Raw genomic sequence first — 12,638 nt, forward strand, 5'->3', positions numbered from 1 at the left:
TGCAATCGAACTGCGTCTCGATCGTGCCCAAGGAAACCGAACTGGGCCGAAAGCGGGCCATCGATCAGTCAAGCTGCAACAAGGATTTCTCCTGCCTCAACGGCTTCTGCCCGTCCTTCGTGACCGTGGAAGGGGCCAGGATCCGCAAAGAGGCAACGACCGAAATCGACATTCCGCACCTGCCGATGCCGACGCTGCCGGAAATTGACGGCACCCATAACGTCGTGATCACCGGTGTCGGTGGCACCGGCGTCGTGACCATCGGCGCGGTACTGGCGCAAGCCGCGCAGATCGACGGCAAGGGCGCTGGAATGATGGAGATGGCCGGCCTCGCCCAAAAAGGTGGTGCGGTTCAGATCAACTGCCGGCTGGCGAACAAGCCCGAAGATATCAGCGCGATCCGTGTCGCCACGGGCGAGGCACACACTCTGATCGGTGGCGATCTGGTGGTATCTGCCGGGGCCAAGACGCTTGGCCTGACGCAGACCGGAAAAACCGGCGCCGTGGTCAACAGCCACGAGATCATCACCGGTGATTTCACCCGCAATACCGAATTCCAGATTCCGGCGGATCGCCTGACGCTGGCATTGCAGGCGCGGCTGAAGGACAAGCTCGACTTGTTCGACGCTTCGGAACTGGCACGCGCCGTTATGGGGGATTCGATCTATTCCAACATGATGATCTTTGGCGCTGCCTGGCAGCGGGGCCTGTTGCCGATCAGCCATGATGCGATCCTGGAAGCGATCGACCTGAACGGTGCTGCCGTGGAACGCAACAAGCGAGCGTTCGAAATCGGGCGCTGGGCGGTTCTGCATCCCGATGAAGTGGCGAACATAGTTCAACCCAACGTTGTCGATCTGCCAAAGACACTTGATGAAAAGATCGACTACCGCGCCGATCTTCTGGTCGACTATCAGGGCAAACGGTTGGCCAAGCGCTATCGCAAGATGCTGGATGGTATTGACGACACCGGTCTCAAAGAAGCGCTGGCCGAAGGGTACCACAAGCTTTTGGCCTACAAGGACGAATACGAAGTTGCCCGGATGTTGCTGAGCAGTCGCGAAAAAGCGGCGGAAGAGTTCGACGGCGACCTGAAGATGACGCTCCACCTTGCTCCGCCGATCTTTGGCGGAATGGGGCCGGACGGACGCCCGAAAAAACGCGAATATGGCGAATGGATGCTGGGGCCGCTCAAGCTCCTGTCGCGGATGAAGGCGCTGCGTGGGACGCCGCTTGACCCCTTCGGCTTCAGTGCCGAACGAAGGATGGAGCGCGCGCTGATCCGGCAATACGAAAAGGACATGAAAGAGGTCCTGCCCAAGCTGACGCCGCAATCCCGCGAAGCGATCATTGCGCTGGCGCGTCTGCCTTTGGATATCCGGGGTTTCGGGCCAGTGAAAGTGGCATACGAAGCCAAGGCCGCAAAACGGCGCGAAGAGCTGCTGGCAGTGATCCGTCAAGGCGGGCCAGAGGTCAGGAACGCCGCCGAATAAACCGTCACACTCCGGTTACAGAGGCTATGCAAAAACGGTGTCCGCCCTTATCTAGCGGGCATCGAATCGGAGTGTGCCATGCCTTCGCACCGTCATATCGCACGCGACATCACCTACGCGCATTCCGCCGCCACGCGGGGCGGGCGAGCGGTGATCCGGCTGATGGAAAACACAACCGGGCGGCTGCGCCTGATCAAGCGGGCGAACGGGTACGAAAACGAGGTCGCCGCCGGGCGCGATTTCTGGGCTGTCATGGTCGAGCGTTACGGGCTGACGCTGGATGTCGTGGGCGGTTCGCTGTCGAATATTCCCAATCAAGGCCCGCTGATTCTGATTGCGAACCATCCCTACGGAATTCTCGACGGTCTGATGATGGGGCACATCCTGTCGCAGACTCGGGGCGATTTCCGGATCTTGGCCAATCGGGTATTCCGCAAGGCAGAGGATCTGGATCGGGTTGTTCTGCCCGTGTCATTCGATGACACCAAGGAGGCGGTCAAGACGAACCTTGATACCCGGCGCGTGTCGCTTGATTACCTCAGCGAGGGTGGGGCGATTGGCATCTTTCCCGGCGGCACCGTCAGCACCTCTGCCCGGCTGTTCTCGCACCCCATGGACCCGGGTTGGCGCGGGTTCACCGCGCGTATGATCGGAAAATCCAACGCGGTCGTTGTGCCCCTGTTCTTCGACGGCCATACCTCGCGCCTGTTCCAGATCGCCAGCCACCTGCACAGCACTTTGCGCATGGGGCTGCTGATCAAGGAGTTCAGGAAACGGGTCGATACACCCGTGCGTGTGGCGGTCGGTAACCCCATCGGACGCGACATTCTGGACCCGTTGTCGCGCGACACGCGCAAGATGATGGATTTTCTTCGCAAAGCCACGTATGAGCTGTCTCCGGAGCCGTTGAAATCGTATGACTACGGCTATGAATTCGAGGAACGGCATCGCGCCTGAAGGTCAAATGGCAGTAGGTATCTTTGATTCCGGATTGGGCGGTCTGACCGTTCTAAACGCCGCGCAGAAACGTCTGCCGGACGTCGATTTCCTGTACTATGCCGACAGCGCCCATGCGCCCTATGGCGTTCGGGACGCCGAGGATATCTATCAACTGACCCGCAGCGCGGTGCATGACCTCTGGGGTCGGGGCTGCAACCTTGTGATTCTGGCCTGCAACACCGCCAGCGCCGCCGCTCTGCGGCGGATGCAGGAGGCGGGGGTGCCCAAAGGCAAGCGTGTGCTGGGCGTCTTCGTTCCCTTGATCGAGGCCCTGACCGAGCGGCAATGGGGCGACAACTCACCGCCGCGCGAGGTGGAAACCAAGCATGTCGCACTGTTCGCAACCCCTGCGACTGTGGCCAGCCGCGCCTTCCAGCGTGAACTTGCTTTCCGCGCCATCGGCGTGGATGTCGAGGCGCAAAGCTGTGGCGGAGTCGTCGACGCCATAGAAGAGGGCGACCTGATCCTGGCCGAAGCGCTCGTGCGCAGCCACGTTGATGCGCTCAGACGCAAGATGCCGCATCCGCAGGCCGCCATTCTGGGTTGTACGCACTATCCGTTGATGGAATCCACGTTCCAGGAAGCGCTGGGGCTGGACGTCAAGGTGTTCAGTCAGGGCGCGCTGGTGGCCGACAGTCTGGCCGATTACCTTGAACGGCACCCCAACATGCTTGGCGAGGGGGCGGGCGGGTATCTGACCACCGGCAAACCGGGTTTTGTCAGCGACCGGGCGACGCAGTTCCTCCGACGACGGATCACCTTCGAGGCCGCCTGACTTCGGTCAAGGACGGTATTGATCCAATTTCCTATTTCCGTGACCGTCACATCGGCGGTCAACACATGTGACACCCAAGAGAAGAGGTCTGACATGACCCACAAGATCGCAATTCTGGGCGCATCCGGTTACACCGGCGCCGAACTGGTGCGGCTGATCGCCGAGCACCCGAACATGGACATCGTGGCACTCGCCGCCGAGCGCAAGGCAGGCCAGAGCATGGCCGAAGTCTTTCCGCATCTGCGGCATCTCGACCTGCCGGTGTTGTGCAGGATCGACGAGATCGATTTCGACCAGATCGACCTGTGTTTCTGCGCGCTTCCCCACAAGACCAGCCAGGAGATCATTCGCGATCTGCCCAAGACGCTGAAAATCGTGGACCTTTCCGCCGATTTCAGGCTGCGCGACCCGGCCGAATACCAGAAGTGGTACGGCAATCCGCATGCCGCGTTGGAGTGCCAGGCCGAGGCCGTCTATGGCCTGACCGAGTTCTACCGCGACGAAATCAAAGACGCGCGGCTGGTGGCGGGCACCGGATGTAACGCCGCAACAGGTCAATATGTTTTGCGGCCCCTGATTTCAGCAGGGGTGATTGATCTGGATGACATCATTCTCGATCTGAAATGCGCGGTTTCCGGGGCAGGGCGGGCGTTGAAGGAAAACCTCCTGCACGCCGAGCTGAGCGAAGGCTACAACGCCTATGCCATCGGCGGCACCCACCGGCATTTAGGCGAATTCGATCAGGAATTCTCCAGGATCGCCGGTCGTACCGTGCATGTGCAGTTCACGCCGCATCTGATCCCGGCCAATCGGGGCATTCTGGCCACCACTTACGTGCATGGTGATCCCCACAGCGTCTATGAAACCCTGTGCGATGCCTATGAAAACGAACCCTTTATCCAGATGCTGCCTTTTGGCGAGGCACCTTCGACCCATCACGTAAGGGGTTCGAACTTCTGCCATATCGGGGTGACCGCCGACCGGATCGAACGGCGCGCCATCGTGATCGGTGCGCTGGATAACCTGACAAAAGGTAGCAGTGGCCAAGCCTTGCAGAACGCCAACCTGATGTTAGGTGAGCCTGAAACGACGGGCCTGATGATGGCCCCGCTATTCCCGTGAGGACGACATGAAATCGCTCAAGAAACGACGCCGCGTACAAGTTATTCTGCTGGCCGTGGTGGCCCTCGCGTTGGCGACCGGTTTGATTGGGTACGCGATGCGCGACGGCATCAACTTTTTCCGCGCGCCCAGCCAGATCATAGCCGAACCGCCGGAACCGACCGAAGTGTTCCGGATGGGCGGGCTGGTCGAAGAAGGCACATTGGTGCGTGGGCAGGGCGAGACGGTGCAGTTCTCGGTGACTGATGGCGGCGAAAGCGTGCCAGTGGTCTTTACCGGCGTTCTACCTGACTTGTTTGCCGAGAATCAGGGCATGATCGGCACGGGCCGTTACGTGAATGGTGTCTTTGAAGCAACTGAAATTCTTGCAAAACACGACGAAACCTACATGCCGAAAGAGGTGATGGACGCACTCAAGGATCAAGGCGTCTACAAGGAGCCCGGCGAAAGCTGATCTTGCCACCGCTTCATTCCGAACTGTCCCATCAGGGCGTTGCACATGCAACGCCCTGTTTGCTTGCGCAGGGTAAACCCTTTGTGGCGCAGCGTCTGGCCGGACTTGCGGAGGGTTGGCATGCAGACGGTAAGACAGATCGCCGAAGAAATCGTTGCGCGCGAGGGTGGTTTTGTAAACGACCCGGACGATCCGGGTGGGGCAACGAAATATGGGGTCACAATCCACACGATGCGCCGCTTGGGGCTGGATCTGGACAAGGACGGCGCAATCGGTGTTTCGGATGTCCGGCAACTGACGCGCGGACAGGCCGTCGAGGTCTTTCTTGTGCACTACTTCCGAAAACCCCGGATCGGCGAGATGCCGGAGTCATTGCAGGCGCCCTTGTTCGACATGTACGTCAATGCAGGATCACAGGCGGTGCGCATCTTGCAAACCTTGCTGCGCGACATGGGATTCGATCTGGCCGTGGATGGCCTGATCGGGCCACAATCCGTTCGCTCAGCATTCGAGGCTTCGCGCCCGAATGCCCTGATTTTGCGGGACGCCTACGGCATCGCGCGCCGCAACTACTACTTCCGCCTTGCCGATCAACGACCGGCGTCACGCAAATACGTGCGCACCAGAAGCGCAGGCAAGGGAGGTTGGATCAAACGGGCCGAGGCTTTCATCTCGCCCCGCTACCATCTGAATGAAAAGGATTTTCGGGAAAGGATCGCGTCATGGGGTTGATTTCGGGCATCCTGGGTTTCCTGTTCGGTAACGGCCGCAACCTGGTCGCCGAAACTGCCGAAGTGTTCCGCGAGAATGCCGAGGAAGGGGCCGGGCGTCAGCTGACCCTGCAAACCCAGGCCATGGGACAGTTCGGCGCCGAATTCTCGGTGCCGCGAAAAGGCGGGTTCGACCGGTTCGTGGATGGGCTGAACCGCTTGCCACGCCCCGCGCTGGCCTTCGGTACACTGGGCCTGTTTGTTGCCGCAATGGTTGATCCGCTGTGGTTCGCCGAACGGATGCAGGGCATTGCATTGGTGCCCGAACCCCTTTGGTGGTTGCTCGGGGTGATCGTGTCTTTCTATTTCGGCGCGCGGCATCAGGCCAAGTCACAGGATTTTCAGCGTGAAATCGCCGGGGTCGTCGAACGGGTCCCGCAGGTCACCCGGAATATCGCCGCACTTCGCGAGATGCGGGCTGACAGCCCCGGCGCGGCTGATCCGGACGGCGACGCGGCGCTGACGGTTTCCACGGTGGAGGCACAGGAAAACCCCGCCCTTGAGGACTGGCGCAAGCAGCGCAGGGGCTGAGCCGCGACACTTTGTGCGGGTCCGCGGGGCGAAAGTGATTGGAACCTCCCCGGGCCTCGCAGTATATACCGGGCCATGATTACAGAGCTTGGCCATTTCGCCCTGATCCTCGCCTTTCTGGTTGCCATCGTGCAATCGGTTGTCCCGCTCGTCGGAGCACACAAACGCTGGTCCGGGTGGATGGCGATGGCCGAACCCGCCGCGATGGTGCAGTTTTTGCTGACCTCCTTTGCGTTTGGCGCACTGGTCTGGGCCTTCGTTACCTCGGACTTCTCGCTCAGGGTCGTCGTGCAGAACAGTCACTCGGCCAAGCCGATGATCTACAAGATCAGCGGCACCTGGGGGAACCACGAAGGCTCGATGCTGTTGTGGGTGCTGATCGTGACCCTGTTCGGGGCCATGGCGGCCTGGTTCGGCGGCGGCCTGCCGCCCACTCTGAAAGCGCGCGTGCTGGCGGTGCAATCGGCCATCGCGGTTGCATTCTTCGGCTTCATCCTGTTCACCTCGAACCCGTTCGAACGCCTGATCGTGGCGCCCTTTGACGGGCAGGACCTGAACCCTTTGCTGCAAGACCCGGGTTTGGCCTTCCACCCGCCGTTCCTCTACCTTGGATATGTTGGCCTCAGCATGGCCTTCAGCTTCGCCGTGGCCGCCCTGATCGAAGGCCGCGTGGACGCCGCGTGGGGCCGCTGGGTAAGGCCGTGGACGCTGGCTGCGTGGATTTTCCTGACCATCGGCATCGCGCTGGGGTCGTGGTGGGCTTATTACGAACTGGGCTGGGGCGGTTTCTGGTTCTGGGACCCGGTCGAAAACGCGTCTTTCATGCCGTGGCTTCTGGCGGCGGCGTTGCTGCACTCGGCCATCGTTGTCGAGAAACGCGAAGCGCTGAAAAGCTGGACGATCCTGCTGGCGATCATCGCCTTCGGGTTCTCGCTGATCGGCACGTTCATCGTGCGTTCGGGTCTGCTGACCTCGGTGCACGCCTTTGCCAATGACCCGGAACGTGGCGTGTTCATCCTGTTCATCATGGCATTCTTCATCGGCGGCGCGCTGACCTTGTTCGCGGCGCGCGCGCAGGCGATGGAGGCCAAGGGCGTGTTCGGCATGGTCAGCCGCGAAAGCGCACTGGTGCTGAACAACATCCTGCTTGCCGTTGCGTGTTTCGTGGTCTTCTTTGGCACTCTCTGGCCGATCGTGGCCGAGATGGCCTTTGACCGCAAACTGTCGGTCGGCGCGCCTTTCTTCAACGCAGCCTTCACCCCGTTCATGGTCGCCCTGGGCATCATCCTGCCGCTTGGCTCCATGCTGCCCTGGAAACGCGGCAAGCTGGGCAAGGCGGCCTGGTCGCTGCGCTACGCGTTTGGCCTTGCCGTCGCGCTGGCGTTGCTGGTCTGGGTCATGCAGACGGGGCGCAGCGCCCTTGGGCCGGTCGGCCTGTTCCTGGGCGCCTGGATCACCTTTGGGGCCGCCGTCGATCTTTGGGGCCGGACCGGCCGCAAGGGCAGCTTAAGCCGCATGATGCGCCTGCCGCGCGCCGATTGGGGCAAGGCGGTCGCACATTCCGGGCTGGGCATCACCATGTTCGCCATCGCGGGACTCATGGCCTGGGAGGTCGAGGATATTCGCGTGGCGCAAATGGGAGAGCCTTTCGAGGTCGGCGGTTTCACCCTAACACTGCAGGACGTACGGCGCGTTGACGGGCCGAACTATGTCTCGACCATGGGCACAGTGAAGATCGAGAAAAACGGCCGCGTCATCACCATGCTCAACCCTGAGAAACGGGACTACCCTGTGTCCCGGATGCCGACGACCGAGGCCGCCATCGACTACCGCTTCCTGCGCGATCTCTATGTGGTCATCGGCGATCGTCAACTGGACGGCAGCTGGACCATGCGGACCTATATCAAACCATTTGCCAACTGGATCTGGGGCGGCTCGATCCTGATGGCGCTTGGCGGGTTGCTGTCCCTGACGGACCGGCGTTTCCGCGTCGCCGCCGGCGCGCGCAGATCCCCCCAGGCCGGAGTGCCCGCAGAATGAAACGGCTGATCCTGATCCTGATGCTGTTGGCCAGCCCCGTTCTGGCCGTGCAACCCGACGAAGTGCTGGATGACCCGGTGCTGGAAGGGCGCGCGCGCGAACTCAGCCAGGGCTTGCGCTGCCTCGTCTGCCGCAATGAAAGCATCGACGAAAGCAACGCGGAACTGGCCCGTGACCTGCGCATTCTGGTGCGCGAACGTCTGGTGGCGGGCGACACGGATGAAGAGGCGATCGACTTCATCGTCGACCGGTATGGCGAATACGTCCTGCTCAAACCAACGGCCAGTGGCGCGAACTGGCTTTTGTGGCTGGCCGGGCCAATCATGTTGCTGGTCGCGGCAATCATGGGCTGGAATTTCGTTCGCAACAGATCCAGCAGGAAAACGGTGCCGACCGAGGCCGCCCTCAGCGATCAGGAAAAGGAACGGCTGCGCCAAATTCTCGAAGAGTGACGCGCGGTTCCGCTTTCCCATAACGTCAGGTTGCGCCAGTTTGCGTTCAAACGGAACGCAGGCGAGGGGCATCCCATGCAGTATGACACCATCACGTTCGAGATTGCCGATAACCTGGCGGTCCTGACGCTGAACCGGCCCGAGAAGATGAACGCGCTGACAAGCCAGATGCGGGCCGAGATCACCTATGCAATGCACGAAGGCGCAAAGCACGCGCGTGCCATTGTCCTGACCGGGGCGGGCGGGGCGTTCTGCACCGGGCAGGACCTGGGCGATGCCTCCAGCACCGGCAAGATCGATCTGGAACGCGCCTTGCGCGACGAATACGAACCGATGCTGCAATCGGTCTATGACTGCCCGGTGCCCACCATTGCCGCCGTGAACGGCCCTGCCGCCGGGGCGGGCGCAAACCTGGCCTTGTGTGCGGACGTCGTCATCGCTGCCAAGAGCGCCTATTTTCTGCAGGCTTTTGCGCGGATCGGCCTGATGCCGGATGCGGGCGGCACATGGTTCATGCCGCGCCAGATGGGGTTCGCCAAGGCGATGGGTGCGGCCCTTTTCGCCGACAAGATCAGCGCGCGTCAGGCCGAAGACTGGGGACTGATCTGGGAAGCGGTCGCCGACGATGACTTCGAGGCGCATTGGCGCAAGCGCGCGGCCTATCTGGCCAGTGGTCCGACTGCGGGGTTCGCCGCGATCAAAAAGGCAATCCGTGGCAGCTATGACCGGACGTTGCCCGAACAGCTGGCGGTCGAGGCGCATCTGCAGGGCGAATGCGGCCGCACCCGCGATTTCGCCGAAGGCGTCGTGGCGTTTCTGGAAAAGCGTCCGCCAAGGTTCGAGGGCCGCTAAGCCATTGACAGACAGGGGCGGCAGGGCGTCATGATCGGTATATGACTGCACCGACCCCCAGCCCCTGCGCGGCGGTCCTTGAACATCTGACCGGCAAGAACCGCGGCCATTACTCCTGGATCACCGCCGATGCGATGGACATCTGGCTGGATCAGTCCGGCGGTCTTCGTGTTTTGCCGCCCGGCGCGCAGCTGCCTGATGGGACGTTCGCCGCCCGCGTCCTGAGGGATTGCGAAACCTTTTCGGTCGAGGCATCGGGTGGTGTCGACATCTGGGTCAACCGGCGTGCGGTGCAAAAGGCCGAGTTGAAACAGGGCGACATGATCGAGTTTGGGGAAACCGGCCCCTTGTCCCGGCTCCGGATATACGACGACCTGACCCGCCCCAAGCCGACATTCGCCGAAATCCTGGACGACGCGATGTGCTATCTGCGCAGCAGCCGCAAACCGTTCTTCCGACGCTTGAGCCGCGCGGTTCTTGGAACGCTCCGAAGAACCGCCACCGACACCAGCTTGCTGTTTCGCGCCGGCGTCCTGCTTGCCTTGGCCGTGCTGACGCTCGCCGTGGTGCTGCAATATCGCGAAGACCGGACCCTTAGGGCACAAATGGAAAGCGGCCAGTTTCAGGTCGATTCCCTCGCCGCAGCCTTGTCCGAGGCACAGCGCGATGCGCTGCACCCCGGTGATCTCGCGGCGCTCGAGGAAGATTTCCGCAACCGGCTATCCGTGAATACCGAACGCCTTCAGTCGCTCGAGGCACAGTCCCAGGCCGCGATGCGCGTTGTCGGACAGGCGGCGGCATCGGTGGCGTTCCTTCAGGGCGGCTATGGGCTGCGGCACCGGGAAAGCGGGCAAATGCTGCGGCAGGTCGTGGATGCAGGCGGCGTACCGATCCGCTTGCCCAACGGGCAGCCGATGCTGTCGCTCGACGGCAATGGTCCGGTGGCCGAGGTTCAGTTCAACGGAACCGGTTTCGTTCTGTCGGATCGCCCGGTGATCGTGACCAACCGGCATGTGGCCGTACCCTGGGATGACGAACCCGGTGTCCGCTTGGGCGGCGAAGTGATGGAACCGGTGATGACACGCTTTGTGGGGTACTTCCCGGGTGGGATCGGGCCGATTGATCTGGCACCGGGCACCGTCAGCGAAACGGCGGACCTGGCGTTGCTTGCGCCAGTATCGCAAACCGATCTGCCGCCGGGCATTCCGCTGGCCGATGCCGCGCCGGTTCCAGGGCAAGAGGTGCTGGTCATGGGTTATCCGACCGGCTTGATGTCGCTGCTGACGCAATCGGGCGAAGAATTCGTGCAGGCGCTGCGGGAACGTGGCGAAACCGGGTTCTGGGACGTCGCCGCGCGGCTGTCCGAAGCAGGCCTGATGTCACCGCTATCCAGCCGCGGCATCGTGGGGCAGGCAACGACCGCTGCAATCGTCTATGACGCGGAAACCACGCATGGCGGCAGTGGCGGGCCGGTCCTGAACCTGCACGGCGAAGTGGTGGCGGTCAACGCCGCCATCATCCCCGAGTTCGGTGGATCGAATTTCGGTGTCCCGGCCGCTCAGGTCCGGGCGCTGCTGCAGGCGCCCGGTGCAAGCCAGTGATCAGGCGCGGCGACGGCGGCGCGCCCGGCGCTCCGGACCTGCGGCGTCATCGCCGGTGCCGTCCGAGGCCGAGGTGAACGACCCAAGGGCCGTAGTTATCTGATCCAGCGTCGGACGCTCACCGCGGGGACGCGTATCCAGTGCCTCGCGCATCTTGCGCAGGTGTTCGGGCATGGTGCCGCAGCAGCCACCGATGATCTTCGCCCCGGCATCCCGCGCCATCGCCGCATAGTCACCCATCAAATCGGGCGTTCCGTCATAGTGAATGTGACCATCCACGTATTTGGGAATTCCGGCATTGCCCTTCGAGATCAGCGGGCGCTCGGTGCCTTGTGCGGCGAACCCCAGAACCGTGCGCAGGATATCCGACGCGCCGGTGCCGCAGTTTGCGCCGAAGGCCAGCGGCGGATTGGGCAGGGTTTCCACCAGCTGCGCCAGATCCGACGATGTCACGCCCATCATGGTGCGCCCGGCAGTGTCGAAACTCATGGTGCCGCACCAGGGCATATCGGCCAGGGCAAAGGCCTCGGCCGCGGCGCGAAACTCCTCGGGCGCGCTGATGGTTTCCAGCCACAGCACGTCAACGCCGCCTTCCTTCAAGCCCTCGGCCTGTTCGTGAAACATCTCGACCGCTGCGGCATGCGACAGGCTGCCCACCGGCTCCATGATCTCGCCCGTCGGGCCAACCGATCCCGCCACGATCACCGTGCGACCGGCCTTGTCGGCCACCTCGCGGCCCAGTTCGGCCCCGATCCGGTTCAACTCGCGCACCCGGTCCTGCGCATCGTGCAGCTTCAGCCGGGCAGCGGTGCCGCCGAATGTGTTTGTCAGAAACAGATCGCTCCCGGCCTCGACCGACCCCCGATAAAGCGCCCGGATCTTGTCGGGCGCCTCGACATTCCACAACTCCGGCGCATCGCCCGATTGCAGGCCCATATTGAACAGGTTGGTGCCGGTGGCCCCATCCGCAAGGAGGGCATCCGAACTTGCTAGAAGGTCAGCAAATGCGTTGGTCATGGTCGCGATCCATATGTGGTATTTTGCAGTCACCAAAATGTGAGACGCCCCGTGTCTCATGAACGGGGCGTCAAATCAAACTCATAAATCTCATGAAGATCATGAGGCGTGTACCAGATATCCGGAACTATCGACCGGAAAGGTCAGATTTCCGATTCCGTGAGAACCTGTTCCTTGGCTTCGACCAGCAGTTCGGACATTTTCAGGCGCACGGTCTGCTCGTCCGTCAGATCGCCGAGATAGCTCAGAACCGCGTTGACCACATCGTCCTCGCTGACGTGCTGAATGTCGGTGTGAACCAGTTCTTGACCGTATTGCTTGGCATGTTCAACGGTTTCGCCCTTCAGGGCCGATGCCCACACGGCCATGAACCGGTTGCGGCGCATCCGGGCCAGAAACTGCATCTGCTCGTCATGGGCGAATTTGGCTTCAAACGCGGCTTCGCGTTCGTCGAATGTGGTCATGGGATGCGTCCCCTTGAATATTTCTTCCTCAAATTACGTATGACGCCGCTATGCCGCATCCGCAAGAG

Annotated in this window: 13 protein-coding genes; 11 read left to right on the plus strand and 2 right to left on the minus strand. The window is 62.0% G+C overall.

The window, feature by feature from the left end:
- From AC2FNB_RS00540 to AC2FNB_RS00590, 11 genes are all read left to right on the plus strand, one after another.
- Nucleotides 1-1,493 (plus strand): DUF6537 domain-containing protein (locus AC2FNB_RS00540; RefSeq protein ID WP_496743799.1); only part of this gene is annotated, 1,493 nt, incomplete at its 5' end.
- Nucleotides 1,494-1,571: 78 nt separating this feature from the next.
- Nucleotides 1,572-2,450, plus strand: coding sequence for a lysophospholipid acyltransferase family protein (locus tag AC2FNB_RS00545; RefSeq protein ID WP_496743801.1), 879 nt, complete (start codon nt 1,572-1,574; stop codon nt 2,448-2,450).
- 7 nt (nt 2,451-2,457) lie between these two features.
- On the plus strand, nt 2,458-3,267 hold the full coding sequence (locus tag AC2FNB_RS00550) for a glutamate racemase (RefSeq protein WP_496743803.1): 810 nt from the start codon (nt 2,458-2,460) through the stop codon (nt 3,265-3,267).
- A gap of 93 nt (nt 3,268-3,360) precedes the next feature.
- A complete protein-coding gene (gene argC, locus AC2FNB_RS00555) occupies nt 3,361-4,389 on the plus strand; it encodes an N-acetyl-gamma-glutamyl-phosphate reductase (protein ID WP_496743805.1) in 1,029 nt (342 codons plus the stop codon).
- 7 nt (nt 4,390-4,396) lie between these two features.
- Entirely contained in the window at nt 4,397-4,843 is a 447-nt protein-coding gene (gene ccmE, locus AC2FNB_RS00560) for a cytochrome c maturation protein CcmE (RefSeq protein WP_480748381.1), read from the plus strand.
- A 120-nt stretch (nt 4,844-4,963) separates the two neighbouring features.
- On the plus strand, nt 4,964-5,575 hold the full coding sequence (locus AC2FNB_RS00565) for a holin-associated N-acetylmuramidase (protein WP_496743807.1): 612 nt from the start codon (nt 4,964-4,966) through the stop codon (nt 5,573-5,575).
- On the plus strand, nt 5,566-6,144 hold the full coding sequence (locus tag AC2FNB_RS00570; protein WP_496743809.1) for a holin family protein: 579 nt from the start codon (nt 5,566-5,568) through the stop codon (nt 6,142-6,144). Before AC2FNB_RS00565 ends, AC2FNB_RS00570 begins: the two co-directional genes overlap by 10 nt.
- Before the next feature lie 75 nt (nt 6,145-6,219).
- Entirely contained in the window at nt 6,220-8,184 is a 1,965-nt protein-coding gene (locus tag AC2FNB_RS00575) for a heme lyase CcmF/NrfE family subunit (protein ID WP_480748384.1), read from the plus strand.
- Nucleotides 8,181-8,636, plus strand: a complete 456-nt coding sequence (locus AC2FNB_RS00580) for a cytochrome c-type biogenesis protein (RefSeq protein WP_496743810.1) — start codon at nt 8,181-8,183, stop codon at nt 8,634-8,636. The genes AC2FNB_RS00575 and AC2FNB_RS00580 overlap by 4 nt, the downstream gene beginning before the upstream one ends.
- Before the next feature lie 75 nt (nt 8,637-8,711).
- Nucleotides 8,712-9,488 (plus strand): enoyl-CoA hydratase-related protein, encoded by a 777-nt coding sequence (locus AC2FNB_RS00585; protein ID WP_496743811.1) that lies wholly within the window; start codon nt 8,712-8,714, stop codon nt 9,486-9,488.
- 41 nt (nt 9,489-9,529) lie between these two features.
- On the plus strand, nt 9,530-11,089 hold the full coding sequence (locus AC2FNB_RS00590; protein ID WP_496743813.1) for a trypsin-like peptidase domain-containing protein: 1,560 nt from the start codon (nt 9,530-9,532) through the stop codon (nt 11,087-11,089).
- On the opposite strand, the gene bmt is transcribed toward AC2FNB_RS00590, so the two are convergent.
- Nucleotides 11,090-12,106 carry a betaine--homocysteine S-methyltransferase gene (gene bmt, locus AC2FNB_RS00595; RefSeq protein WP_496743815.1) on the minus strand — a complete coding sequence of 339 codons (1,017 nt, stop codon included), beginning with the start codon at nt 12,104-12,106 and terminating at the stop codon, nt 11,090-11,092. It abuts the gene before it with no gap.
- Nucleotides 12,107-12,249: 143 nt separating this feature from the next.
- The gene (locus tag AC2FNB_RS00600) at nt 12,250-12,570 is read right to left on the minus strand and encodes a DUF1476 domain-containing protein (RefSeq protein WP_480748389.1); all 321 of its coding nucleotides are present in this window, start codon (nt 12,568-12,570) and stop codon (nt 12,250-12,252) included.
- Between the last annotated feature and the right edge of the window lie 68 nt (nt 12,571-12,638).

The sequence above is a fragment of the Ruegeria sp. BHSB058 genome, assembly GCF_059613285.1.

What these genes read in the sequence shown, in the direction of transcription:
- AC2FNB_RS00545 (WP_496743801.1), top strand. Translation starts at nt 1,572, where the DNA reads ATGCCTTCGCACCGTCATATCGCACGCGACATCACCTACGCGCATTCC.
- AC2FNB_RS00550 (WP_496743803.1), top strand. Translation starts at nt 2,458, where the DNA reads ATGGCAGTAGGTATCTTTGATTCCGGATTGGGCGGTCTGACCGTTCTA.
- argC (WP_496743805.1), top strand. Translation starts at nt 3,361, where the DNA reads ATGACCCACAAGATCGCAATTCTGGGCGCATCCGGTTACACCGGCGCC.
- ccmE (WP_480748381.1), top strand. Translation starts at nt 4,397, where the DNA reads ATGAAATCGCTCAAGAAACGACGCCGCGTACAAGTTATTCTGCTGGCC.
- AC2FNB_RS00565 (WP_496743807.1), top strand. Translation starts at nt 4,964, where the DNA reads ATGCAGACGGTAAGACAGATCGCCGAAGAAATCGTTGCGCGCGAGGGT.
- AC2FNB_RS00570 (WP_496743809.1), top strand. Translation starts at nt 5,566, where the DNA reads ATGGGGTTGATTTCGGGCATCCTGGGTTTCCTGTTCGGTAACGGCCGC.
- AC2FNB_RS00575 (WP_480748384.1), top strand. Translation starts at nt 6,220, where the DNA reads ATGATTACAGAGCTTGGCCATTTCGCCCTGATCCTCGCCTTTCTGGTT.
- AC2FNB_RS00580 (WP_496743810.1), top strand. Translation starts at nt 8,181, where the DNA reads ATGAAACGGCTGATCCTGATCCTGATGCTGTTGGCCAGCCCCGTTCTG.
- AC2FNB_RS00585 (WP_496743811.1), top strand. Translation starts at nt 8,712, where the DNA reads ATGCAGTATGACACCATCACGTTCGAGATTGCCGATAACCTGGCGGTC.
- AC2FNB_RS00590 (WP_496743813.1), top strand. Translation starts at nt 9,530, where the DNA reads ATGACTGCACCGACCCCCAGCCCCTGCGCGGCGGTCCTTGAACATCTG.
- bmt (WP_496743815.1), bottom strand. Translation starts at nt 12,106, where the DNA reads ATGACCAACGCATTTGCTGACCTTCTAGCAAGTTCGGATGCCCTCCTT.
- AC2FNB_RS00600 (WP_480748389.1), bottom strand. Translation starts at nt 12,570, where the DNA reads ATGACCACATTCGACGAACGCGAAGCCGCGTTTGAAGCCAAATTCGCC.